The sequence below is a fragment of the Paraburkholderia xenovorans LB400 genome, from assembly GCF_000013645.1.
Lineage (GTDB): Bacteria > Pseudomonadota > Gammaproteobacteria > Burkholderiales > Burkholderiaceae > Paraburkholderia > Paraburkholderia xenovorans.
The window spans coordinates 2,282,135-2,305,629 of record NC_007951.1; the positions used below are offsets into that span (position 1 = coordinate 2,282,135).

19 protein-coding genes, 1 other RNA gene and 1 pseudogene are annotated in these 23,495 nt (G+C 63.8%); 11 read left to right on the plus strand and 10 right to left on the minus strand.

The annotated features are described in order from the left end of the window. Nucleotides 1-102 precede the first annotated feature (102 nt). On the plus strand, nucleotides 103-2,700 hold the full coding sequence (gene clpB / locus BXE_RS10230; protein WP_007182083.1) for an ATP-dependent chaperone ClpB: 2,598 nt from the start codon (nucleotides 103-105) through the stop codon (nucleotides 2,698-2,700). A gap of 144 nt (nucleotides 2,701-2,844) precedes the next feature. Here clpB and BXE_RS10235 read toward each other — a convergent pair. Then, nucleotides 2,845-3,276: pseudogene (locus tag BXE_RS10235) on the minus strand (YidB family protein); the annotation flags it as partial. Between the two features lie 207 nt (nucleotides 3,277-3,483). Then, nucleotides 3,484-4,089, minus strand: a complete 606-nt coding sequence (locus BXE_RS10240; protein ID WP_011488236.1) for a ComEA family DNA-binding protein — start codon at nucleotides 4,087-4,089, stop codon at nucleotides 3,484-3,486. Nucleotides 4,090-4,421: 332 nt separating this feature from the next. Here BXE_RS10240 and BXE_RS10245 point away from each other — a divergent pair, with 332 nt between their 5' ends. Next, nucleotides 4,422-4,928, plus strand: coding sequence for a MerR family transcriptional regulator (locus BXE_RS10245; RefSeq protein ID WP_011488237.1), 507 nt, complete (start codon nucleotides 4,422-4,424; stop codon nucleotides 4,926-4,928). Further along, nucleotides 4,880-5,326: a carboxymuconolactone decarboxylase family protein gene (locus BXE_RS10250; protein WP_011488238.1), complete on the plus strand. Its 447-nt coding sequence runs from the start codon at nucleotides 4,880-4,882 to the stop codon at nucleotides 5,324-5,326. The genes BXE_RS10245 and BXE_RS10250 overlap by 49 nt, the downstream gene beginning before the upstream one ends. Before the next feature lie 18 nt (nucleotides 5,327-5,344). Here the strand turns inward: BXE_RS10250 and BXE_RS10255 are convergent, their stop codons facing one another. The 8 genes from BXE_RS10255 to trxA form a co-directional block, all read right to left on the minus strand. Then, a complete protein-coding gene (locus BXE_RS10255; protein ID WP_011488239.1) occupies nucleotides 5,345-6,724 on the minus strand; it encodes an MATE family efflux transporter in 1,380 nt (459 codons plus the stop codon). A 2-nt stretch (nucleotides 6,725-6,726) separates the two neighbouring features. Next, nucleotides 6,727-8,484, minus strand: a complete 1,758-nt coding sequence (locus BXE_RS10260) for an ArnT family glycosyltransferase (protein ID WP_038456228.1) — start codon at nucleotides 8,482-8,484, stop codon at nucleotides 6,727-6,729. Nucleotides 8,485-8,768: 284 nt separating this feature from the next. Then, nucleotides 8,769-9,035, minus strand: coding sequence for a type B 50S ribosomal protein L31 (locus BXE_RS10265; RefSeq protein WP_007182076.1), 267 nt, complete (start codon nucleotides 9,033-9,035; stop codon nucleotides 8,769-8,771). 237 nt (nucleotides 9,036-9,272) lie between these two features. Next, nucleotides 9,273-10,106, minus strand: coding sequence for a zinc-dependent peptidase (locus BXE_RS10270; protein ID WP_011488241.1), 834 nt, complete (start codon nucleotides 10,104-10,106; stop codon nucleotides 9,273-9,275). A 15-nt stretch (nucleotides 10,107-10,121) separates the two neighbouring features. Continuing rightward, nucleotides 10,122-11,678, minus strand: a complete 1,557-nt coding sequence (locus BXE_RS10275) for an MFS transporter (protein ID WP_011488242.1) — start codon at nucleotides 11,676-11,678, stop codon at nucleotides 10,122-10,124. Further along, the gene (locus tag BXE_RS10280; protein WP_038456226.1) at nucleotides 11,678-12,211 is read right to left on the minus strand and encodes a MerR family transcriptional regulator; all 534 of its coding nucleotides are present in this window, start codon (nucleotides 12,209-12,211) and stop codon (nucleotides 11,678-11,680) included. The genes BXE_RS10275 and BXE_RS10280 overlap by 1 nt, the downstream gene beginning before the upstream one ends. 253 nt (nucleotides 12,212-12,464) lie before the next feature. Further along, a complete protein-coding gene (gene rho / locus BXE_RS10285) occupies nucleotides 12,465-13,733 on the minus strand; it encodes a transcription termination factor Rho (RefSeq protein ID WP_006048863.1) in 1,269 nt (422 codons plus the stop codon). A 238-nt stretch (nucleotides 13,734-13,971) separates the two neighbouring features. After that, nucleotides 13,972-14,298, minus strand: coding sequence for a thioredoxin TrxA (gene trxA / locus BXE_RS10290; RefSeq protein ID WP_006048864.1), 327 nt, complete (start codon nucleotides 14,296-14,298; stop codon nucleotides 13,972-13,974). Between the two features lie 453 nt (nucleotides 14,299-14,751). Between trxA and ffs the strand changes: the two genes are divergently transcribed. From ffs to BXE_RS10325, 8 genes are all read left to right on the plus strand, one after another. Continuing rightward, nucleotides 14,752-14,850: signal recognition particle sRNA small type (gene ffs, locus BXE_RS43410), an RNA gene on the plus strand. 260 nt (nucleotides 14,851-15,110) lie between these two features. Next, nucleotides 15,111-17,984: a DNA polymerase III subunit gamma/tau gene (locus BXE_RS10295; protein WP_011488244.1), complete on the plus strand. Its 2,874-nt coding sequence runs from the start codon at nucleotides 15,111-15,113 to the stop codon at nucleotides 17,982-17,984. Between the two features lie 67 nt (nucleotides 17,985-18,051). Beyond that, nucleotides 18,052-18,378: a YbaB/EbfC family nucleoid-associated protein gene (locus tag BXE_RS10300; protein ID WP_007182071.1), complete on the plus strand. Its 327-nt coding sequence runs from the start codon at nucleotides 18,052-18,054 to the stop codon at nucleotides 18,376-18,378. A gap of 236 nt (nucleotides 18,379-18,614) precedes the next feature. Then, entirely contained in the window at nucleotides 18,615-19,211 is a 597-nt protein-coding gene (gene recR / locus BXE_RS10305; RefSeq protein ID WP_011488245.1) for a recombination mediator RecR, read from the plus strand. A 64-nt stretch (nucleotides 19,212-19,275) separates the two neighbouring features. Further along, nucleotides 19,276-20,517 carry a CaiB/BaiF CoA transferase family protein gene (locus BXE_RS10310; protein ID WP_011488246.1) on the plus strand — a complete coding sequence of 414 codons (1,242 nt, stop codon included), beginning with the start codon at nucleotides 19,276-19,278 and terminating at the stop codon, nucleotides 20,515-20,517. A gap of 69 nt (nucleotides 20,518-20,586) precedes the next feature. Beyond that, the gene (locus tag BXE_RS10315) at nucleotides 20,587-21,624 is read left to right on the plus strand and encodes an ABC transporter substrate-binding protein (protein WP_011488247.1); all 1,038 of its coding nucleotides are present in this window, start codon (nucleotides 20,587-20,589) and stop codon (nucleotides 21,622-21,624) included. 126 nt (nucleotides 21,625-21,750) lie between these two features. Further along, complete coding sequence (locus BXE_RS10320) at nucleotides 21,751-22,563, plus strand: ABC transporter ATP-binding protein (RefSeq protein WP_011488248.1); 813 nt, start codon at nucleotides 21,751-21,753, stop codon at nucleotides 22,561-22,563. Between the two features lie 86 nt (nucleotides 22,564-22,649). Continuing rightward, nucleotides 22,650-23,474, plus strand: a complete 825-nt coding sequence (locus BXE_RS10325) for an ABC transporter permease (RefSeq protein WP_007182066.1) — start codon at nucleotides 22,650-22,652, stop codon at nucleotides 23,472-23,474. The last annotated feature ends 21 nt before the right edge of the window (nucleotides 23,475-23,495 follow it).

Below are 23,495 nucleotides of genomic sequence, written 5' to 3' on the forward strand. Positions count from 1 at the left end.
TCTTGCGTCAAATGTCAAATATTCGTCGCCTGATGCAAAAAAGCGCTTGAAACCTGGATAAAACACCTCATTTTGGTGGTAATCGAAATTGGAGGTCTCTTGATGAGAATCGACAAACTCACCACTAAATTCCAGGAAGCACTGGCCGATGCCCAAAGTCTGGCTGTCGGCCACGACAATCAATACATCGAACCGGTTCACGTCCTGTCGGCGCTCGTCGCCCAACAGGATGGCTCGGCGCGTTCGCTGCTCTCGCGTGCCGGCGTGCATGTGCAGGCGCTGCAAACGGCGCTCGGCGACGCCATCACGCGTCTGCCGCAAGTGCAAGGCACCGACGGCAACGTGCAGATCGGCCGCGATCTGACCGGCCTCCTGAACCAGGCCGACAAGGAAGCGCAAAAACTCAACGACACGTTCATCGCGAGCGAGATGTTCCTGCTCGCCGTCGCGGACGACAAAGGCGAAGCCGGCCGTCTGGCGCGTCAGCATGGCTTGTCGCGCAAGTCGCTGGAAAGCGCGATCGCCGCGGTGCGCGGCGGTTCGCAGGTGCATAGCCAGGACGCGGAAAGCCAGCGTGAGGCGCTGAAGAAATACACCGTGGATCTGACCGAGCGCGCGCGGGCCGGCAAGCTCGATCCGGTGATCGGCCGCGACGACGAAATCCGTCGCTCGATCCAGATCCTGCAACGCCGCACCAAGAACAACCCTGTGCTGATCGGCGAACCGGGCGTGGGTAAGACCGCGATCGTCGAAGGTCTGGCGCAGCGTATCGTCAACGGCGAAGTGCCGGAGACGCTCAAGGGCAAGCGCGTGCTGTCGCTCGATATGGCGGCGTTGCTGGCCGGCGCCAAGTATCGCGGCGAATTCGAAGAACGCCTGAAGGCCGTGCTGAACGACATCGCGAAAGACGAAGGCCAGACCATCGTCTTCATCGACGAAATTCACACTATGGTCGGTGCGGGCAAGGCCGAAGGCGCGATGGACGCGGGCAACATGCTCAAGCCGGCGCTCTCGCGCGGCGAGCTGCATTGCGTCGGCGCGACCACGCTCGATGAATATCGCAAGTACATCGAAAAGGACGCCGCGCTCGAACGCCGCTTCCAGAAGGTGCTGGTCGACGAACCGACGGTCGAAGCCACCATCGCGATCCTGCGCGGTCTGCAGGAAAAGTACGAGCTGCACCACGGCGTGGATATCACCGACCCGGCGATCGTGGCGGCGGCTGAACTGTCGCATCGCTACATCACGGATCGGTTCCTGCCGGACAAGGCCATCGACCTGATCGACGAAGCCGCTTCGAAGATCAAGATGGAAATCGATTCGAAGCCGGAAGAGATGGATCGGCTCGACCGTCGTTTGATCCAGTTGAAGATTGAGCGCGAAGCCGTCAAGAAGGAAAAAGACGAAGCGTCGCAGAAGCGTCTGCAACTGATCGAGGAAGAAATCGAGCGGCTGAACCGCGAATATTCGGACCTCGACGAAATCTGGACCGCGGAAAAAGCCGCGGTGCAAGGCAGCGCGCAACTGAAGGAAGAGATCGAAAAAACGCGTGCGGAAATCACGCGCCTGCAACGTGAAGGCAAGCTCGAGAAGGTCGCCGAGTTGCAGTACGGCAAGCTGCCGGGACTCGAAGCGCAGTTGAAGGAAGTGACCAAGGCCGAGGCGAGCGAGCAGAACAATCCGACGCGCCCGCGCCTCTTGCGCACGCAGGTCGGTGCGGAAGAAATCGCTGAAGTCGTGTCGCGCGCCACCGGCATTCCCGTGTCGCGCATGATGCAGGGCGAGCGCGAAAAGCTGCTGCAGATCGAAGAGAAGCTGCACGCGCGCGTGGTCGGCCAGGACGAGGCGATCAGCGCGGTGGCCGATGCGATCCGCCGCTCGCGTGCGGGTCTGTCGGATCCGAACCGGCCGTATGGTTCGTTCCTGTTCCTCGGCCCGACCGGCGTGGGCAAGACCGAGTTGTGCAAGGCGCTCGCGTCGTTCCTGTTCGATTCGGAAGATCATCTGATCCGTATCGACATGAGCGAATTCATGGAGAAGCATAGCGTCGCGCGTCTGATCGGTGCGCCGCCGGGATACGTCGGCTACGAAGAGGGTGGATACCTGACCGAAGCCGTGCGTCGCAAGCCGTATAGCGTGATCCTGCTCGACGAAATCGAGAAGGCGCATCCGGACGTGTTCAACGTGCTGCTGCAAGTGCTCGACGACGGCCGCATGACCGACGGCCAGGGCCGTACCGTGGACTTCAAGAACACGGTGATCGTGATGACGTCGAACCTCGGTTCGCAGGTGATCCAGGCAATGGTCGGCGAACCGCAGGAAGCCGTGAAGGACGCGGTCTGGGAAGAAGTGAAGCTGCACTTCCGGCCCGAGTTCCTGAACCGGATCGACGACGTGGTGGTGTTCCATGCACTCGACCGTTCGAACATCCAGTCGATCGCGCGGATCCAGTTGCAGCGTCTGCAGGAGCGGCTCGCCAAGCTCGATATGCAATTGCTGGTGTCGGACGAGGCGCTCGAACACGTCGGCAAGGTCGGCTACGATCCGCTGTTCGGTGCGCGGCCGTTGAAGCGCGCCATCCAGCAGGAAATCGAGAATCCGGTCGCCAAGCTGATTCTGGCCGGCAAGTTCGGTCCGAAAGACGTGATTCCGGTCGAAGTGGAAGACGGCAAACTGGTGTTTGAACGCGTCGTGCATTAACAGGACGCGCTCGGCGAGGACGGAACGGCAGCGTTCGAGCCGTTCCCGCCGAAGTAAAAAACCGGCAACGAAGGTGACTTCGTTGCCGGTTTTTTTTGCCCGCTGCCCGCGCGGGCCATGCGATTGCGTGCGTTCGTTCGGTGCTTAAGCGTTGCCCTTGCCGAACAGCGCCGACAGGCCGCCGAGCGCGCCGAGCACGGTGGTGGCGTTCAGCTTGCCCTCGGCCGGCACTTCGCCTTCGGGCGTGGCGGCATTGACGACGTGCGGCAGAATCTGCGACAGCAGGCCGGTGACCTGATCCGGCTGCACGCCGGCTTTTGCCGCGAGGTTGGCGACGGTCTCGGAGCCGAGCACGCTGTGCAGCGCGTCGGCCGCGATCGGCTGGTTCTCGCCGTTGCTGACCCACGAGGTCACGACGTCGCCGAGACCTTTTTCCCTGAAGCGGTCGATCAGGCCGTTCAGGCCGCCCGGCTGGCTATTGACGAATTCGAGTGCGGCCGCAACCAGGGCTTGCTGGCCTCCGCCTTCGGGCGACTTGCCAACCAGGGAACCGAGTGTGTCGAGTAGGCTCATGACGGTCTCTCTTGAATGCCGACACGTGTTTGACGGGTCGGCGGGTGAAACGCCGCGCTTGCGCGGCGCCGTGGAAGGAAGGCGGGCGGCGGCGGGACGGCGCCGGTGGTTCGTTGCATGAGGTTCATGCGCGGATCACACGGGCCGCTACGCTGCCGGCGCTCAATCCTGTTTCGTACTCCGTTTCATTCGCGTCGGTCCGCGTCCGGTTCACGCACCGCCCGAGGCCGCCGCAGCCGATGCGGCCTTGCTCTTCTTCGCTTTCTTCTTCGAAGCCTTGCTGCCGGAGGCATCGGCCGGCGCCGCCGCGGTTGTCGCGGCCGGTGCGGAAGCCGCTGCCGCCTCGGAGGCCGCGGCCTTGCTCTTCTTCTTCGACTTCGACGCCTTCGCGCCGGAAGCTTCAGTTGGCGCGGCCGGCGTGGCGTTCGCTGCCGGCGCTGCCGGCGTGGTCGCCGGGGTGGTCGCGGCAGTGGCCGCAGGAGCGGCGGCCGGTGCTGCCTTGGTGCCGGCCGCCTTGGTGGCGGGCTTGGCGCCGGTAGGCGGCGTGGATGAGCCGTTGATCGTCAGGCCGGCCGCTTCGAGGTTGGTCACCGATTTCGTGCCGATGCCCTTGACGCGTGTGGCGAGATCATCGGCGTTCTTGAACGGGCCATTCTTTGTGCGTTCGTCGATGATCGCTTTCGCATGCACCGGCCCGATACCCTTGACCGATTCGAGCGCCGCCTGGTCGGCGGAATTCACTTCGACGGCCGCCGCGAATCCGGCCGACAGCGATAAAGCCAACGCGACGCAAAGCATTAAAAGCTTCTTCAGCATGGCAAGCACTCCATTGAGGGCAAAAAAGTTAGCCGCAAAGGGACGATTCAGGAAGACTCGGGACGACGCATCCTGTCAGCAGATGCTGCGCTTAAGCATAGAACAAATTGCGCGCCCTTATTTGCGGACGCGGACGATTTATACCGATCGATTCGTGACAAGTAAATCAATGTGAACAGGATTTAAACCTTTTTGCCTGGTTATTAGGCTGTTGTGAGTTTATCGATCAAACGCGCGTGCCAAAAAGAACGAGCGAGAACGGCGGCGAGAACAAATGACAGCACGACGCGCTTGACTTAGAGTGCACTCGAAGTCCTAACCTGAGTTCCGTCATGTCGAATATCTCGAAAGCACTCACCATCGGCCAAGTTGCCGAAACGATCGGCGTCTCGACGCATACGCTGCGCTATTACGAACAGGCGGGCTTGATCCGCGCCGTCGGGCGCACGGCGGCGGGGCATCGTCTGTATTCGCCGGCCGATCTCGACTGGCTGCGGTTCGTGATGCGGCTCAAGGCGACCGGCATGCCGATCGCCGGTATGCAGGCGTTCGCGGCGCTGCGCGCGCAAGGCCAGCCGAGCGTGGGCGCGCGCCGCGACGTGCTGGTGGCGCATCGGGACGCGGTTTTGGCGCGCATCGCCGGGTTGCAGCTCAATCTCGGCGCGATCGTTGACAAGATCGCGCACTACGAAGCGGCCGAACGCGCACCCGCCGCGGATCATTCGACACGACAGATCGACGAACCGACCGGCGAAACCCCGACGCATTCACACCAGGAAAAGGACTCATCATGGATCACGCACACAACGACCGCTACGCCCGAGGCTGGGACAAACTGAAGGAGATCGACGGCTCGGCCGGCGAGCAGGTGATCGCCGCGCTCGCGCCGATCGCGCCGGATTTTGGCCAGTTGCTGATCGAATTCGGTTTCGGCGATATTTACAGCCGGCCGCAGCTCGACCTGCGCGCGCGTGAAATCGCGACGATCGCGTCGCTGGCCACGCTCGGCTGCGCGCAACCGCAGTTGAAGGTGCATATCGAAGCGGCGTTGAACGTCGGCTGCACGCGCGAGGAGATCGTCGAGGTGTTCATGCAGATGGCGCTTTATGCAGGCTTTCCAGCGGCGCTGAACGCGCTGTTCGCGGCGCGCGAGATTTTCGAGCGGCACGATCGGGCATTGAGCGAGGCGCAGCCTGCAAGCGCGGCGCAGGTGCCGGAGGAGGCGCACGCGGGGTGAGAACCCGCGGCCACTCCGTCAAGCGGCCGAATCGGCCCGAAGCGCCGTCTCGCCACGCAAATGCCGCTTGCTCACCACCCGCCAGTACATCAGCAAGCCGATGCCGGCAATCGCCAGGCTCGCGGTATTCGCCACCCAGAAGCCGCGCGCGCCGGTCAGCCATTCCGGCGTGATACCGGTCACGTCGAAGCCGAGCGCATAGCCGCCGCCGAGCCCCACGCCCCACAGCGCCACCGCGTAGATCACGGTCGGCACGACCGCCACCTTGTAGGCGCGCAGCACGAACGCGGTTGTGATCTGCAACGCATCGAACAGGTGATAGCACGCGACGATCAACACCAGCGGCAACGCCGCCGCCACGACCTGCGCATCCGGCGTATAGCCTTCGATGATGAATGGCCGCAGCGCCAGCACGATCGCGGCGTAGCAGCAGGCGATCGCCACGGCCATCATGATGCCGTGACGCGACAGCGTGCGCGCCGCTTCCGGGCGATGCGCGCCGAGCGCCTGTGCGACCAGCGTCGACGATGCAATGCCGATCGACAGCGGCGTCATGTACAGCACCGCGCCGATATTGCCGGCGATCTGGTGACCGGCCAGCGTCGTCGTGCCGAAGCGCGCAATGAAGAGCGCCATGAACGTGTAGGAGGTGACTTCGATCAGATACGACAGGCCCATTGGAATGCCCAGCCGCAGTTGCGCCGCCTGACGCCGCCAGACTGGCCAGCAGAACCGCGCGAAGATTGCGAACGGCGTGAATACGTCGACGCGCGTGAGCAGCACCATGCCGAGCACGGCAAGCCCCCAGTTGATCGTAGTGCTGGCGAGCGCGCAACCGGGGCCGCCGAGCGCCGGCACGCCGAGGCCGCCGAAAATGAACCACGTATTGAGCGGCACCTTGAGCAGCAGGGCGCCGATCTGCAGGATCATCACGAGCCGCGGTTTGCCGACCGCATTGGTGACCGAACCGTAGACCCGAAAGGCGAGGCCGGCGGGCAAGCCGAAGGCCAGAATCCGCAGGTAGGCAACCGTGCGGTCGTGCAGCGCGTCGGGCACGCGCGCCAGATGCAGCACCGGGCCGGGGAAAAACAGAATCAGAAAGCCGATCACGGTCAGCGCCAGTGCGAGCCACAAGGCCTGGCGAACTTCCTCGCCGATCTCGTCATAGCGGCGCGCGCCGTAGAGCTGCGCGGTGATCGGCTGCAGCGCGGTCAGAATGCCGGTCAGGCCGATGTAGACGGAGATATAGATCGACGAGCCCAGGCCGAGCGCGGCCAGATCGACCGCCGAGTAGCGGCCGACCATCGCCGTGTCGATCACGCCGAATGCGATGATCGCCAGTTGGCCGATTAGTACCGGCCAGGCGAGCGCGGCGATTTTCCGTACGTCGGCGAACATGGTCAGCCGGACTTCTTGTGCCAGTTGCGGCGTTTGACGACCGGCGGCTTCGGACGGTCGATGCGTACGTACAGGCGGAAGCGTTCGTCGCGGTCGGCCACGCGGCGGCCTTCCCACACCAGTTTCCAGACGAAGTCGGACATCGCGCTCGGTTCGCCGTAGTCCTGCGTGTCCTGGCGCAGGATCACGTCGCAGTCCTGGTCGAAGGAGAAATGCATGTCGCCGAAATAGGCGAAGGTCGCGATCTGCGCATTGCCGAGGCGCACCGGCGAAATGCAGGTGTAGTCGTCCGGCAGATGGGCTGCGATCTGTTCGGCAACATCTTTATAGGTCCGGCTGTAGTTGACGACCGGCAGCCATAACGTCATGAGCAGCACCCACATCAGGGTGGTGCCGGCGCTCGAGAGCACCACGCTGCGCCACAAGACTTTCGGATGACGGGCAAGGCGCCATTGCACCAGCACGAACCAGCAGATCGTCACGGCGACCGCGCAGACGAACGACAGCACCTTGAACTGCGGCGCGAAGCCCGGCGCGAGCCGCGCGAGATTGCGGGCAAGCGGATGCGGGAAGCCGGTCAGCCCGGCGATATAGACCAGCCAGACGAAGCTGCCGAGAATCGTGAAGCTCAGGAGCGCGAACCAGTCGATCGCATTGATCGCGCCGCGTTTGAGCGTGGGCAGCGCGAAAGCGGCCAGCACGGCGAGCGGCGGCAGCAGCAGCATGTACAGCCGGTTCGATTGATGGCTCTGCAGGATGACCAGCACCAGCAGCGGCCCGATCACCGAAAGCGGAATCGCCACGTGCGGCGCGCGCCGCAGGCCGGACCAGCTGAACCACGCCCAGAGGGCCAGCGGCCACGCCGGCCAGGTGAAGAGCGGCAGATTCTTGAGCGCATAGCCGGCGACCGAGCCGGGCGGCCCGGCGAACGAACTCAGGCTGACGTGCACCCATTGGTTGAGGTACCAGACGGCGTCGTCGGGAAAAGTGGCGAGCGCGGCGACCGGCCATGCCGACGACAGCACCAGCGCCACCGGCAGACCCGCGAGCAGCAGCCAGCGCGAGCGGGTCTCGCGCACGATCAGGGTCATTGCCAGCGTGCCGAGCAGTAGCGCGCCGACCAGCACCGGGCTGCTCGCCAGGGTCACGAGGGCGATGGCGAGACCCCAGATCAGCGCGCCTTGCACCGGCTTGTCGATCATGCGCACGAGCCCATACACGAGCATCGCAATACCGAAGAACTGCGCGAGCTGCGGCGTGGTTTCGTGGCCGCGCTCGGCGAGGCCGAAGCAGGCGAGCAGGATCAGCAGCGCGCCGTCGGCGAGGGTGCGGCCGTAGTCGCGCGGTTCCGGCTCGCCGCCGAACGCGTATTTGAACGGCTGGACTTCGGCGCGCCGGCCGAGCAGGTAAGCGGCATACCAGACGAACGCGCAGCCCGCGCAGAACAGCAGGCCGGTAAAGACGCGCGAGGCGTTGCTCGCGTCGACCCACGGTGCGAGTGCGCGGATCGCGCTGGCGCCGAACCAGTAGCCGAGCGGGCCGTCTTCGGTGAGATATTTGCCGACCAGATTGGGCAGCAGCCAGTCGTGCGCGCTGCCGTTCGCCATAGTCCACATGACGCCGAAGCCGGCTGCATCCTCGTTCTTCCACGGATCGCGGCCGAATAGTCCAAACGATGCATAGACGATACAGATGGTCAGCAGCAGCCAGCGCGGCAACGCACTGGTCGCTGAGGCAGTGAGGCGAACGACAGGTCTCATGCGGTGTGTGGATATCGGATAAGCGGTGCAGCCGGGACCGGACGGCATGTCCGGCTGGAATGGCCAATTTGTAGCATCCGGCATTGTAGTCGTGCCGTGCGATGCGCGTCACGGCCGGTAACGGCTCGCAACGTGGATGGAACAGCTGTAACACGGGTTCGGCAGTGCGCCGCGTTCGTTCCGGGACATCGCTGATCAATCGGCAAGGCGACAAAAAAGGGCAGCTCGCGCTGCCCTTTTTGCTCCTGCTTCGCTACCGGCCAGAACCGGCGACGAGGCGGGTATTACTTCGCTGCGACCTTGCCGGTAGCGCGCGAGCCGAACTTGTTGCGGAACTTCTCGACGCGGCCTGCCGTGTCCATGATCTTTTGCTGGCCGGTGTAGAACGGATGCGATTCCGACGACACTTCGATCTTGGCGAGCGGGTAGGTCTTGCCTTCGAATTCGGCGGTTTCACGCGTCTGGATGGTCGAGCGCGTCACAAACTTGAAGTCGTTCGACACGTCGATGAACAGAACTTCGCGGTAATCCGGGTGAATGCCTTCTTTCATGGTCTTTCCTTTAATCTGGCGGTAGCCAACCCGCGTGCGACCGTATTTGCACGGACCGCATCTAGGCGCGAGCCACTTGCCTATGGTCGAAAAACGGCGATTATGCCAGAAAATCAGTCGCTTGACGACCTTTGTGCCAGCTTTTTGCGAGGAGCGGGCGGCGTTTGCGCGGTTTTTTGACGGCTCGCCGTTTGCGCCCGGGCACGGCTGCGGACTATGGCCGGTGGACGTTGCGCGTCAGCCGGCGGTGAACGTCAGGCCGACCCGCGCCGGGTCCTGCCGGTAATAGCGCGCGAGCAGCCGGTAAAGCTCCGGATATTCTGCTTCGAACGCTTGCGGCCTGACAAACAGCGCCTCACTGCAAACGGCAAAAAATTCCGATGGATGGTCCGCCGCGTACGGATCGATCAGCGACTCGCGTTCGAAGCGCGCCCAGCGGCGCTCCGGCACCGCGTCGACTTTGGCGCAGAAGCGGTCGTAGGCATTGTCGAACACGTCGGCCCAACCCTGCGAATCGAGCGGCGCGTGCCAGCGGCGCATCAGCGGCGGGTGGCCGTCCGCCTCGCCGTTCAGCATGTCGATCTTGTGCGCGAATTCGTGAATCACGACGTTGTAGGCGTCCGTGCCGTCCGTCATCTGCGCGTCTTCCCACGACAGCACCACGGGCCCGCCTTCCCACGCTTCGCCGCTCGCGTCCTGTTCGACTTCGTGCACCACGCCGTCTTCGTCCTCGACGGTCTTGCGGATCACGAACTCACCCGGATAGACGATCACGCCGACCCAGCCGCGATACAGATCGAGGCTCAGGTTCAGCACTGGCAGGCAGGCCTGGGCGGCGATCGCCACGGTCATCGCGTCGGTGAGTTCGAGTTCGTGCGCGGTCGAAAATTCCTTTTGCGCGAGGAAGAGGCTCGTCAGTTCGCGCAAACGCACGAGGTCCGGCGCGTCGAGGTGCGCGAGGAACGGCAGGCCGTCGAGCGTGGCTTGCCAGAGCGAGTCGTCGATCGCGTAGTCGCGCAGCGCGCGCTCGCGGCGGCGTGTGCCGAGCCATTGAGTGAGTTTGGAGAGCATGGCCTGATGCAACCTTTAGTCGATCTGTTTTTGCCACGCGGCGAAAATGCCGCCGCATATCGCCACGCCGGCCAGGAAATAGAAGCCGTCCAGCGAGGCGAGGAAGCTGGCCTGTTGCGCGACCGCGCGGCTGATTTCCACGAGCGCCAGCGAGTGCGCCTCGGACGGTGAGCGACCCGCGGCGGCGAAGCCTCGCGCCAGCGTGGCGAGCGAATTCTGGAACACCGGATTGTACGGATTCACGAACTCCGCGAGGCGGGTTTGATGCAGCGCCTGCCGATGCTGCTCGACGATGATCACGGAGGCCGTCGCGAACGAGATCGTCACCTGCCGCACGATGTTTTTCAGCCGGTAGCCGTGCGTGAATTCTTCGATGGCGAAGATCCTGAAAGTGAGATTGGCCACCGGCAGCACGATGAACAGCAACAGCAGGCCGCGCAGCAGCAGGGGCAGCATCAACGCCGCCTCGCCGACGCCGGGCGACATGCGCGTCATCCACGCCGCGGCGAACGCGGCCACGGCGAAACCCGGCACGATGATCCACTTCTTGCGCGGCAGCAGCTTCGCGTAACGCAGGTAGACGAACAGCGCGCTCGCGGAAATCAGCGACGTCACGCCGACCAGTTGCCCGGTGTTTTCGACCGGATAGCCAAGACCGCCTTCGAGAAAGCGCGAGATCAGATAGCTGAACACGGTCGAGATGTAGTAGTAGAACATGTAGAGCACGAGCCCGGCCTGGAACACCTTTTCGCGCAGCGCATTGAGGCGTACGAGCGGCGCGGGATGATGCCACTGATGATAGGCGAACCAGCCCAGCGCAGCGATGCCGGCGAGTGTCAGCAGAATCAGTCCGGGTGACGCGCTGAACAGCTGGAAGCGCACCTGCTGCATGACGATTTGCAGGGCGCCTTGGGCGAAAGCGAAGATGAGATATGGCCAGAAATGTGCGGAGCCGCGTTCTTCGGGCAGGCGATTGCCCGAGTCGGGCAGCGCGAGCAAGGCCAGCACGGCGAACAGCATGCCCACGGGCGCGGTGCATGCGAACAGCGCGCGCCAGTCGAAATATGCGACCAGCTGGCCGCCGATCAGCGGCGCGAGCGCACTGCTCAGGACGATCAGCACGAGAAACGCGCGGGTGGCCGCGGGCCGCTGCTGCGGCTTGAAACTCATCTGGATCAGGATGCGGCAGGTGCCCATCATCGGGCCGATGAAGTAACCCTGAAAGCCGCGCGCGAACGCCAGTTCGATCGACGATTCGCATAGCGCCGCGGCCATCGAGCCGACTGAATAAAGCAGCATGCAGCCGGCCACGTAGCGCCGGTAGCCGAAGCGCTCGACCCACCATTGTTGCTGCAGGATGCCCAGCACGGCCGCGACCGCATAGGCGCTCGACGCCCACACCAGTTCATCGGGCGACGCGTTGATGCCGCCCGCGATATAGCTGGTGAAAAACGAGAAGATCGAATTGTCGAAATAGTCGAGGCCGGTGACGACGGCCAGCACCCACGGGAAAAAGTCGCCGCGTAGTTTTTCGACGCTGAACAACGGCACGCGGGACGACGCCGTGCTCATCAGGATTCGTCCGGCGAGGTGTCGTCCGGGTTGTCGACGCGCTTCGTGGGCGGCGTGCTGCCTGTCCTCGCGCGTGCGCTGCGGCGCTGCGCGAGCAGCGCGTCCGCATTCTCGCCGGCAAGGCGCCGCTGAAGATAATCGAGATCGGGGCTGAGCTCCGCGCGCAGCTTTTGCGCTTCCTTCAGTTCGCGGCGCATGGTGTCGATGCGCGCATCGAGCGCCTTGACCTGCTGCGCGATGGCGTCGTGAATCTGCCGCAGCGATTCGGCGGAGTAGCGGTGGCCGCCGTCAACGGGTTCGAGCGGGCGCTTGAGCATTTCGGTAACGCTATGCAGCGAGAAGCCGAGCGAGCGCAAACGCAGAATGCGGCCGAAGCGCTTCAGATCTTCCTCGTCGTAAAGCCGGTAGCGGCCTTCGCTGCGCGTGGGCGAGACGAGGCCGCGCTCCTCGTAGTACTTCAGCGTGCGCGGGGTGACACCGAGGCGTTCGGCGGCGTCGCGTACGGTCAGCAGAGTGGGTGAGTCTTTCGACATGGGGCGGTGATGGATGTGGCAGACCGCGTACATTGTACTTTAACGTGTACGTTCACGTATAGGTTGGCGTGTGGATTGACATGCGAGTTGACATGCGGCAAATGGCGCTAACGGCCGAAAGGCGAGGGGTGAAATCTGCCGCGCGAAAACGGCAAGAGGACGGACAAAAAAACCGCTCGTTTGCGACGAGCGGTTTTTTTACGCGATGCGGATGTCGTGGTAAGGGCCGCCATACCGGCCCAGGACCTTGGCCTTAGCTGCCGCCACCACGGCGCATCATGTCGAAGAACTCGGAGTTGCTCTTCGTCTGGCGGATCTTGTCGAGCAGGAATTCCATCGACTCGACTTCGTCCATGTCGTGAATGAACTTGCGCAGCACCCAGATCTTTTGCAGCACTTCCGGCTTGATCAGCAGTTCTTCGCGACGCGTGCCCGACTTGTTCAGGTTGATCGACGGATAAACGCGCTTTTCAGCAAGGCGACGCTCCAGGTGCACTTCCATGTTGCCGGTGCCCTTGAATTCTTCGTAGATCACGTCGTCCATGCGGCTGCCGGTTTCGATCAGCGCCGTGCCGATGATGGTCAGCGAACCGCCTTCCTCGATATTGCGTGCCGCGCCGAAGAAACGCTTCGGACGTTGCAGCGCGTTGGCGTCGACACCACCGGTCAGCACCTTGCCCGAGGCCGGCACGACGGTGTTGTACGCACGCGCGAGACGCGTGATCGAGTCCAGCAGAATCACCACGTCGTTCTTCATTTCGACGAGGCGCTTGGCTTTTTCGATCACCATTTCGGCCACTTGCACGTGACGCGCAGCCGGTTCGTCGAACGTGGAGGCGATCACTTCGCCCGCCACCGAACGCTGCATTTCGGTCACTTCTTCCGGGCGTTCGTCGATCAGCAGCACGAACAGCACGACATCCGGATGGTTCTGCTTGATCGCGTGGGCGATGTGCTGAAGCATCACGGTCTTGCCCGACTTCGGCGAGGCGACCAGCAGGCCGCGCTGGCCTTTGCCGATCGGCGCGATCATGTCGATGATGCGGCCCGTGACGTTTTCCTCGCCACGCATTTCACGTTCGAGCAGCAGCACCTTGTTCGGGTGCAGCGGCGTCAGGTTTTCGAACATGATCTTGTGCTTCGAGGCCTCCGGCGGCTGGCCGTTGACCTTGTCCACCTTCACCAGCGCGAAATAGCGTTCGCCGTCTTTCGGCGTGCGCACTTCGCCTTCGATCGTGTCGCCCGTATGCAGGTTGAAGCGGCGGATTTGCGACGGGCTGATGTAAATGTCATCCGTGCTGGCGAGGTACGAGGTTTCCGGCGAACGCAGGAAGCCGAAGCCGTCCGGCAGCACTTCGAGCGTGCCGTCGCCGAAGATCGTGTCGCCCGTTTTGGCTCGTTTTTTTAGAATGGCGAACATCAATTCCTGCTTGCGCAGGCGGTTCGCACTTTCGATCTCGAGGCCATTGGCCATCTCGATCAATTCGGACACGTGCAGAGTCTTAAGCTCGGATAAATGCATACGGAGAACCCGCAGGAGAAGGTGCGACGAAATGAAATCTGGGAGGAGAGTGAGCGGAACCGCTCAAGGACTTACACGTCTTTTCGACGTTTTGCGGATTCTAGCATAGCACACGCCAATTTCCGCCAGTGCGACGGCATGGCATCTTTCCTGTCGAGCGTGTTGCCGGCTGACAACACGCCCGACCCAGCGAGCCCGCGAACCTCAAAGAGGCTCCGGACGCGCCGCTGCGGCCGCTTTACAGGTTGCCGTCGAGGAACGCGGTGAGTTGCGACTTCGACAACGCGCCGACTTTCTGCGCGGCGACAGCGCCGTTCTTGAAGAGGATCAGCGTGGGGATGCCGCGCACGCCGAACTTGACCGGTGTCGATTGGTGTTCGTCGACGTTGATCTTGGCGATTTGCAGGCGATCGGCGTAATCCTTCGCGACTTCGTCGAGGATCGGCGCGATCATCTTGCACGGACCGCACCATTCAGCCCAGAAATCGAGCAGCACGGGTTTATCGGATTTCACGACGTCCTGTTCGAACGATGCGTCGCTAATATGCTTGATTTGTTCGCTCATTGTATGAATACCTCTATCGGTTCGAGGCCCGCCTGAATTGCTCGCCACGATACGTCAAAACCTAAGGAAACTTCCGTTCGCTTTGCCGCAATCGAAGCCTTGCCGACACATGCCGGAAAAGGTGAAAACCTGTTACGGAATATGCGGAAGGCTCGCGCTCGCGGGTCATCCGTACGGCAGTTTAGCTTAATTCGCTATGCGTTGCCGGGGGCGATAGTACTCATCAGGGGCAGTGGGGCCAACGACTGCCGATGAAGTGCCACCGTGTTTCATCAACCACGACGTAGCCTATCTGGTGGCTCGGCGGCCAAACTCAAGTGGCTGCATTGGGGGCGGCCGCGACGCCGATACGGGCTTGTCCACATGAGGCGAAGGTCGCGATTCAGCGCACCGTTGACGCTTTGGTCGTATTAACAGTCGCGCGACAGGCCAAGCGATGATAGAATGTTTCGTGACGGGCCTCCTCGCATGGAGGGATGGTCAACCTGGTCAGGTCGGGAACGAAGCAGCCACAGCCGTTTTCCACCAGTGCCGAGGGTCAGGCTCGTCACCTTCCTCTTTTGTATTTCCGCTGTTTTCCGTTTTGTTCTGCGGTGTGTCCTGCGCGGGTTCTGCCGCGACGCTTTCCCTCTCCTGTTTTACCCTGGATACGTTGAGTACAGCCGCATGAGTCCGTGCTCTGTAGTGTTTCCTCGCGCGCCTCGTCTATTTTTTTCTATCGGTCCGTTAGCCAGTTTCAATGATGTGGCAGCATGCGTTCGCGCGCCGTCGCGAAACGTTTTGCGCGGCATCGTTACTGATACAATTTCCCGATGACCTATCAAGTTCTCGCACGCAAATGGCGGCCGAAGGATTTCGCTTCGCTCGTCGGACAGGAGCACGTGGTGCGCGCGCTCACGCACGCGCTCGACGGCGGCCGTCTGCACCATGCCTATTTGTTTACCGGCACACGCGGCGTCGGCAAGACCACGCTGTCGCGCATCTTCGCCAAGGCGCTGAATTGCGAAACCGGCGTGACCTCCACGCCGTGCGGTGTATGCCGCGCGTGCCGCGAAATCGACGAAGGGCGCTTTGTCGATTATGTGGAGATGGACGCGGCGAGTAATCGCGGTGTCGACGAAATGGCGGCGCTGCTGGAGCGCGCCGTGTACGCACCGGTGGACGCGCGCTTCAAGGTCTACATGATCGACGAAGTGCACATGCTGACCAACCACGCCTTCAACGCGATGCTGAAGACGCTGGAAGAACCGCCGGCGCACGTCAAATTCATTCTCGCCACCACGGATCCGCAAAAGATTCCGGTCACGGTGCTGTCGCGCTGTCTGCAATTCAATCTGAAGCAGATGCCCGCTGGCCATATCGTCTCGCATCTCGAGCACATTCTCGGCGAAGAGAAGGTGCCGTACGACGTCCAGGCGCTGCGCCTGCTCGCGCGCGCGGCGGACGGCTCGATGCGCGACGCGCTCTCGCTGACCGATCAGGCGATTGCCTACTCGGCCAACCAGGTCAATGAAGAAGCGGTGCGCGGCATGCTCGGCGCGCTCGACCAGAGCTATCTGATCCGCCTGCTCGACGCCCTCGCTGACGGCGACGGCGCCGCGGTGCTGTCGGTGGCCGACGAGATGGCGTTGCGCAGCCTGTCGTTTTCGACGGCGTTGCAGGATCTGGCGAGTCTGCTGCACCGGATTGCGTGGGCGCAGTTCGCGCCGTCGTCGGTGCTGGACGAGTGGCCCGAGGCGGGTGATCTGCGCCGCTTCGCTGAAGCGCTGAGCGCCGAGCAGGTGCAACTGTTCTATCAGATCGCGACCATCGGCCGAAGCGAACTGGGTCTCGCGCCGGACGAATACGCCGGTTTCACCATGACGCTGCTGCGCATGCTCGCGTTCGAACCGGCGCCTACGGGCGGCGGTGGTGCCGTGGGCGCGGCGCGTGCGCCTGGCCAGTCCGGCGCGGGCGGAGCGAGACGCACCGGTGCGCCGGCCGTGGCCGCGCAGCAGGGCGCGTCGGGTTCGCCGGTGTCACAGGCGCGGGCAGTGGCGGCTTCGGGCGCCGTGCCGGGGACTTCTTTTGAAGCGCAAGTGAGCGCCGCTGCGCCGGGCCGCGAAACACAGCCGGGTAATGTTGTCGTGGCTGACAAGGGCGCCGTGGTCGGCGCGGTGTCGGTTGAACCCGCAACGCGTGCCGTGGCGCAAGCCGGCAGCACGGTTGAAGTGCCGCCCGCGGTTGGCGACGTTCAGGCTGCGGCGGCGGATTCTGCTCAAGGCGCAGTCGCAGGGCAGTCGCCTGCCGCGGAACCGGCAACAGTTGCAGGGCCGGCGCCGGTTATCGATGAATTGAATCCGGCGCCGGCGTCTGCGGCGCCTGCCGCCCCGGCACCCGCGTTGGCCCCGTGGGACGATGCCCCTGCCAACCCGGCAGCGAGAGAAGCTTCCACGACCGCTGGCCTTGATGATCCTGCCGCGGGTGAAGTCTCTGCAGCCGCTGGCGACAACGGTTCGGCAGCGAGCGAAGCCTCCACAACTGCCGGCCTCGACGATCCTGCCTCGAACCACGTCTCCGTAACTGCTGGTCTCAGCGATGCCGCCTCGAACGAAGTCTCCGCCGCTGGCCTCAACGGTGCGGCCCCGAACGAAGCCCTCACAGCCGCAGCTCTCGAGGACGAAGCTCCCGCCAACGAAGCTCCCGCGTCTTCGCTGAGCGCACCCGCAGCCGCTGCGTTTGCGCGCACGGAGCAAGCCGCGGCTGCGGCAACGTCGCAAGAACTACCGCCCGCAGCCGCAACCGAACCTCGCCGCGCGGGCGGTGCGAGCGCCGCTCTCGACGTGTTGCGCAGTGCCGGCTTGAAAGTGTCGTCGGACCGTGGCCGCGCGAGCGCGGCCGCCGCCGCGAAGCCCGCCACGCCGAAGCCCGCCACGCCGCGCGTCGTCGTTCCCGTGCCGACGCCGGGCGCGCCGCGCCGTGCGCCGCAGCAGGATGCCGCACCGGCAGCACCTGCGGCGCGCGCGGCTGCATCGGCGTCTTCGTCGCCGGGCCAGCGCAACGGCGCTGAGCAGAATGGCGCGTCGGTGCCGCCGTGGGATGACATGCCGCCGCCTGACGAATACATGCCGCTCACGGCCGCCGACGAAGGCTATTATGGCCTGCCGGACGAAGGCTACATGCCCGTGTTCGACAGCGGCCCGGACGATGTCCGCGTGAGCGCCGCGCCCGCGTCGACGGCCGCGCCGGTGATCGACCAACGTCCGCTGCCGCCCGCCGTGCCGCTCGATCCGCTGGGCTTCAAGGGCGACTGGCCGGCGCTTGCCGTCGACTTGCCGCTCAAGGGCATTTCGTATCAGCTCGCGTTCAACAGCGAACTCATGGCGCTCGAAGGCAATACGCTCAAACTGAACGTGCCGGTGCCGCAGTACGCTGAAGCCTCGCAGGTCGCCAAACTGAAAACCGCGCTCGCCGACAGGCTCGGCCACACTGTCGAGGTGCTGGTCGAAGTCGGTCCGGCGCGCCGTACGGCCGCCGCGCACGACGCCGCCATGCGCGCACAGCGGCAGCAGGAAGCCGAGCGCGAGATCGGCGCCGATCCGTTCGTGCAGTCGCTGATCCGCGAGTTCGGCGCGAGCATCGTGCCCGGCTCGATCCGCCCGATTACTCCGGACGCCGGTTCGAACGGCGCGCCGTCGGTCCACTGATTCGCCGCGCGACACGCCAGAGCGCGCCCGATTTCCGAATTTCACGCTATCAAGAAGGAGCATGTCCATGATGAAAGGCCAACTCGCCGGGCTGATGAAGCAAGCCCAGCAGATGCAGGAAAACATGAAGAAAATGCAGGAGCAACTCGCACTGATCGAAGTCGAGGGGCAGTCGGGCGCCGGTCTCGTGAAGGTGACGATGACCTGCAAGAACGACGTGCGCCGCGTATCGATCGACCCGAGCCTGCTCGCCGACGACAAGGACATGCTGGAAGACCTCGTCGCCGCCGCGTTCAACGACGCCGTGCGCAAGGCTGAAGCCACCGCCCAGGAAAAAATGGGTGGCATGACCTCGGGCCTGCCGCTGCCGCCGGGCTTCAAGCTGCCGTTCTGAACGACGCCGCGACTGTAGTCGCGGCGGCGTGACCGGCACAATGGAACGCGCGAGCCGTACCTCCCGTCAGGGTTGCACGCGCGGCGCGCGTTCCGCGCTTGATCCAACTGGCCGCGCCGCGGCTGGAATGTGCAGCGCGCGCCACGCGAGGCCGTCGCCGCAATGATGGAAACCGAACGAATCACCTGTATCGCCACCCGCATAACCGGGCGCTACCCACTTCGACGCCGATCCGCATGAAACAACCTTCCGCCTTGTCGGCGCTCGTCGAAGCGCTGCGCGCGCTGCCTGGCGTCGGGCCGAAGTCCGCGCAACGCATGGCGTACCACCTGATGCAGCACGACCGCGACGGCGCCGAAAAACTCGGCCGCTCGCTGCTGTTCGCCACCGAGCATCTGCAGCACTGCGAGAAGTGCAACACCTTCACCGAAGCGCAGATCTGCGAGGTCTGCCTCGACGAGGAGCGCGATCCCACCTTGCTGTGCGTCGTCGAAACGCCTGCCGACCAGATCATGCTCGAGCAGACCATGACCTATCGCGGTCTTTATTTCGTGCTGATGGGGCGCCTGAGTCCGCTCGACGGTATCGGTCCGAAGGAGATTCATTTCGACCGGCTCGTCCGGCGCGCGTCGGACGGCGTGGTCAAGGAAGTGGTGCTCGCAACCAATTTCACCAACGAAGGCGAAGCGACCGCGCATTACCTCGGGCAGACGCTCAAGGCGCGCGGCCTCGCCGTCACGCGTCTTGCGCGCGGCGTGCCGGTGGGTGGCGAACTGGAGTACGTGGACGCCGGCACGATCGCCCGCGCCATGCTCGATCGCCGCTCGATGTAGCGCGAGGCGCCGGTTTCAACCTGACGCAGCGCAGCGCGCGTCAGGATCAGAACAAAGGAGACACATGAGCGTCACCCCTGAATCAGGCGCGGGCGCCGCGCCTCAAGAGAAAACCGGCCCGCTCGCCGGCGTCAAGGTGCTGGAACTCGGCACGCTGATCGCCGGTCCGTTCGCCGCGCGCTTTCTCGGCGAATTCGGCGCCGACGTCGTCAAGATCGAAGATCCCAAAGGCGGCGACCCGCTGCGCAAGTGGCGCAAGCTTTATCCGGAAGTCGGCGGCACGTCGCTCTGGTGGGCCGTGCAGGCACGCAACAAGAAATCCGTCACGATCAATCTGAAGGCCGAAGAGGGCAAGGAGATCGTGCGGCGCCTCGCGAAGGAAGCGGATATCGTCGTCGAAAATTTCCGGCCGGGTTTGCTGGAGAAACTCGGGCTCGGTTACGACGTGCTGTCCGCGGAAAATCCCGGCCTCGTCATGGTGCGCCTGTCCGGCTATGGCCAGACCGGGCCGTACCGCGACCGGCCCGGCTTCGGCGCGATCGCCGAATCGATGGGCGGCCTGCGGCATATCACCGGTTATCCGGATTTGCCGCCGCCGCGCATCGGCATTTCGATCGGCGATTCGATCGCCGCGCTGCACGGCGTGATCGGCGCGCTGATGGCGCTGCATCACAAGCAGGTGAACGGCGGCAAGGGGCAGGTGGTCGACGTGGCGCTGTACGAGGCCGTCTTCAACATGATGGAAAGCGTGGTGCCCGAATACGGCGTGTACGGCATGGTGCGCGAGCGCACCGGCGCGTCGCTGCCCGGGATCGTGCCGTCCAATACGTATCCGTGCCGCGACGGCAGCATCGTGATCGGCGGCAATAGCGATCCGATCTTCAGGCGCCTGATGATGGCGATCGACCGCGAGGATCTCGCGAACGACCCGACGCTCGCGCACAACGACGGCCGTGTGCCGCGCACCCAGGAAATCGACGGTGCGATCGCCGCGTGGCTCGCCACGCGCACCATCGACGAAGCCCTTGCCGTGCTGAACGCGGCCGACGTGCCGGTGGGCCGCATCTACAGCGTGGCGGACATGTTCACCGATCCGCAGTTCATGGCGCGCCACATGATCCAGCGTTTCAAGTGGCAGGACGGCCGGGAAATCACGCTGCCGTCGGTCACGCCGAAGCTCTCGGCCACGCCGGGCGAGACGCGCTGGCTGGGCCCGGAACTGGGTGAACATACCGATGAAGTCCTTCAATCACTGGGTTATGATGCAGACCACATCGCGAGGTTGCACGCGCAACAAATAGTCTGAGTGTGCGCGCTGCGACAAGACAGAAAAGCCGATAAAAAACGGACAACAAAAGTTTGGAGACTCAAGACCATGCAACGGAGAAGCTTTCTCGCCGGTACCGCCGCACTCGCGGGCGCCACGCTCGCCGCCACGCCGCTTGCCTTCGCGCAGGGCAAACCTGAAACCACCAAGGTGGCGATCGCCGTCGGCGGCAAGAACCTGTTCTACTACCTGCCGCTGACCATCGCGGAGCGCCGCAACTACTTCAAGGACGAAGGGCTCGAAGTCGAAATTTCCGACTTCGCCGGCGGCTCGCAGGCATTGAAGGCGGCGGTTGGCGGTAGCGCGGACGTGGTGTCCGGCGCGTTCGAACACACCTTGCTGCTGCAGGCGCAGAAGCAGATGTTCCGCGAATTCGTGCTGCAGGGGCGCGCGCCGCAGATCGTGCTCGCGGTCTCGAAGAAGACCATGCCGAACTACAAATCGATTGCCGATCTGAAGGGCAAGAAAATCGGCGTCACCGCGCCGGGTTCGTCGACCTCGATCATGGCGAGCTTTGTGTTGGCGAAAGCCGGGCTGACCGCGAAAGACGTCGCCTTCATCGGCGTGGGCGCGGGTGCCGGCGCCATTGCCGCGTTGCAGTCGGGGCAGATCGACGCCATTGCCAATCTCGACCCGGTAATGACCAAGCTCGAACGCACCGGCGAGATTCGCGTCGTGTCGGACACCCGCACGCTTGCCGATACGCGCAGCGTCTTCGGCGGCGACATGCCGGCGGGCTGCCTGTATGCGTCGCAAAGCTTTATCACCAGGAATCCTAACACCACCCAGGCGTTGACCAACGCGATGGTGCGCGCGCTCAAGTGGCTGCAAACGGCAACCGGCAGCGAACTGATCAATACGGTGCCGGAAGGCTATCTGCTCGGCGACCGCGCGGTGTATCTGGACGCGTGGCAGCACGTGAAAGAAGCCATGTCGCCCGACGGCCTGATGCCGGCGGACGGTCCCGCGACGTCGCTGAAAACGCTGCAGGCGTTCGACCCGAACGTGCAGGGCAAGCCGATCGATCTGTCGAAGACGTGGACCAACGACTTCGTCAAGAAAGCGCTGAGCACCGTCAAGGCTTGAGGCGAACCTGGCCGCGCGGGCTGGGCGGCGGCAGCGCTGCAAGGTGACGCGCGCCGCGTTCGCTCCCGGGCCCGTTTGCCATGACGCGATCACACACCGAATCCGATCTTCGAAGCGAGCTGAACGATGACAGTTGCCGCACTGGCGCTCGACAACATCACCTGCACGTTCGCTGCGCGCGACAACCGCGCGCAGCGCTACACGGCGGTGAAGGACACCACCTTGCGCATCGCGCCGGGCGAGTTCGTCTCGGTGGTCGGTCCGACCGGCTGCGGTAAATCCACGCTGCTCAATGTCGGCGCGGGGCTGCTGGGGCCGTCGTCGGGAACGGTCAGCGTGTTCGGCGAGCCGCTTGTCGGCATCAACCGGCGCGCCGGCTACATGTTCCAGGCCGACGCGCTGATGCCGTGGCGCTCGGCGATCGACAACGTCATGGCCGGTCTCGCTTTCCACGGCGTGCCGCCCGCTGAAGCGCGCGTCAAGGCCGACGAGTGGTTGAAACGCGTCGGCCTCGGCGGCTTCGGCGATCGTTATCCGCATCAGTTGTCGGGCGGCATGCGCAAGCGCGTCGCGATGGCGCAGACGCTGATTCTCGATCCGGACATCATCCTGATGGACGAGCCGTTTTCCGCGCTCGATATCCAGACGCGTCAGTTGATGGAAAACGAGTTGCTCGACCTGTGGGCCGCCAAACGCAAAGCGGTGCTGTTCATCACGCACGATCTCGACGAGGCGATCGCCATGTCGGATCGCGTGGTGGTGCTCTCGGCGGGGCCGGGCACGCATCCGATCGGTGAATTCACGATCGATCTGCCGCGTCCGCGCGATGTGGCGGAAATCCGCGCGCATCCGCGCTTCGTCGAATTGCATGCGCAGATCTGGAGCGTGTTGCGCGACGAGGTGCTCAAAGGCTATCAACAGCAACTCACCGCCGTTTGAGCGCGTCACGTCATTGCGTCACTTAATTGCGTCATATAGCGGCGTCATGTATTGGCGTCGATCAATCGTCCAAGGCAAACCGAGTCATGTGGAAGACGTTGCGCCCGAACCGGGCGAATCTGGTGATCTGGCAATGGCTGCTGCTGGTGCTGTGCTTCGTGCTCTGGTACGTGCTGACCAGTCCGACGCTGCTGCCGGCGTTCTATTTCGACGACCCGAATAAAGCGGCGTTCTTCTTCGGCGAGCCGCAGAAGGTGTTGCAGCGAATCTGGGAGTGGTTCACGGGCGGTGAGATCTATCTGCACCTGTGGATCACGCTGGTCGAAACCGTGCTCGCGTTCACGCTCGGCACGGCGCTCGGGCTCGGCGTGGGCTTGTGGCTCGCGCTCTCGCCGCTTGCGAGCGCGCTGTTCGATCCATATATCAAGGCCGCCAACTCGATGCCGCGCGTGATTCTCGCGCCGATCTTCGGCGTGTGGTTCGGGCTGGGCATCTGGTCGAAGGTGGCGCTCGGCGTCACGCTGGTGTTCTTCATCGTGTTCTTCAACGTCTATCAGGGCGTGAAGGAAGTCAGTCCGGTCGTGCTCGCCAACGCGCGCATGCTCGGCGCGAACCGCAAGCAGTTGCTGCGCTTCGTCTACTTGCCGAGCGCGATGAGCTGGGTGTTTTCCAGCTTGCATACGTCGGTGGGGTTGGCGTTCGTCGGCTCGGTGGTGGGGGAGTATCTCGGCTCCGCGCGCGGCGTCGGCTATCTGATCCTGCAGGCCGAAGGCACCTTCGATATCAATACCGTGTTTGCGGGGATTCTGGTGCTGACCGCGTTCGCGCTGATTCTGGATGCCATTGTAGGCATGGGCGAGCGGCGTTTGATGAAATGGCAGCCCAAAACAGGCGACACGGAAAAGCTGTAGGCCTGCGAGCGCGAGCTTGCT

Bases quoted from the DNA above. Each gene is read 5' to 3' on its own strand.
- BXE_RS10260 (WP_038456228.1), bottom strand. From the start codon at position 8,484: ATGAGACCTGTCGTTCGCCTCACTGCCTCAGCGACCAGTGCGTTGCCG.
- BXE_RS10275 (WP_011488242.1), bottom strand. From the start codon at position 11,678: ATGAGCACGGCGTCGTCCCGCGTGCCGTTGTTCAGCGTCGAAAAACTA.
- BXE_RS10265 (WP_007182076.1), bottom strand. From the start codon at position 9,035: ATGAAAGAAGGCATTCACCCGGATTACCGCGAAGTTCTGTTCATCGAC.
- BXE_RS10295 (WP_011488244.1), top strand. From the start codon at position 15,111: ATGACCTATCAAGTTCTCGCACGCAAATGGCGGCCGAAGGATTTCGCT.
- trxA (WP_006048864.1), bottom strand. From the start codon at position 14,298: ATGAGCGAACAAATCAAGCATATTAGCGACGCATCGTTCGAACAGGAC.
- BXE_RS10255 (WP_011488239.1), bottom strand. From the start codon at position 6,724: ATGTTCGCCGACGTACGGAAAATCGCCGCGCTCGCCTGGCCGGTACTA.
- clpB (WP_007182083.1), top strand. From the start codon at position 103: ATGAGAATCGACAAACTCACCACTAAATTCCAGGAAGCACTGGCCGAT.
- BXE_RS10250 (WP_011488238.1), top strand. From the start codon at position 4,880: ATGGATCACGCACACAACGACCGCTACGCCCGAGGCTGGGACAAACTG.
- BXE_RS10245 (WP_011488237.1), top strand. From the start codon at position 4,422: ATGTCGAATATCTCGAAAGCACTCACCATCGGCCAAGTTGCCGAAACG.
- BXE_RS10325 (WP_007182066.1), top strand. From the start codon at position 22,650: ATGTGGAAGACGTTGCGCCCGAACCGGGCGAATCTGGTGATCTGGCAA.
- BXE_RS10270 (WP_011488241.1), bottom strand. From the start codon at position 10,106: ATGCTCTCCAAACTCACTCAATGGCTCGGCACACGCCGCCGCGAGCGC.
- BXE_RS10300 (WP_007182071.1), top strand. From the start codon at position 18,052: ATGATGAAAGGCCAACTCGCCGGGCTGATGAAGCAAGCCCAGCAGATG.
- BXE_RS10320 (WP_011488248.1), top strand. From the start codon at position 21,751: ATGACAGTTGCCGCACTGGCGCTCGACAACATCACCTGCACGTTCGCT.
- rho (WP_006048863.1), bottom strand. From the start codon at position 13,733: ATGCATTTATCCGAGCTTAAGACTCTGCACGTGTCCGAATTGATCGAG.
- BXE_RS10310 (WP_011488246.1), top strand. From the start codon at position 19,276: ATGAGCGTCACCCCTGAATCAGGCGCGGGCGCCGCGCCTCAAGAGAAA.
- BXE_RS10240 (WP_011488236.1), bottom strand. From the start codon at position 4,089: ATGCTGAAGAAGCTTTTAATGCTTTGCGTCGCGTTGGCTTTATCGCTG.
- BXE_RS10315 (WP_011488247.1), top strand. From the start codon at position 20,587: ATGCAACGGAGAAGCTTTCTCGCCGGTACCGCCGCACTCGCGGGCGCC.
- recR (WP_011488245.1), top strand. From the start codon at position 18,615: ATGAAACAACCTTCCGCCTTGTCGGCGCTCGTCGAAGCGCTGCGCGCG.
- BXE_RS10280 (WP_038456226.1), bottom strand. From the start codon at position 12,211: ATGTCGAAAGACTCACCCACTCTGCTGACCGTACGCGACGCCGCCGAA.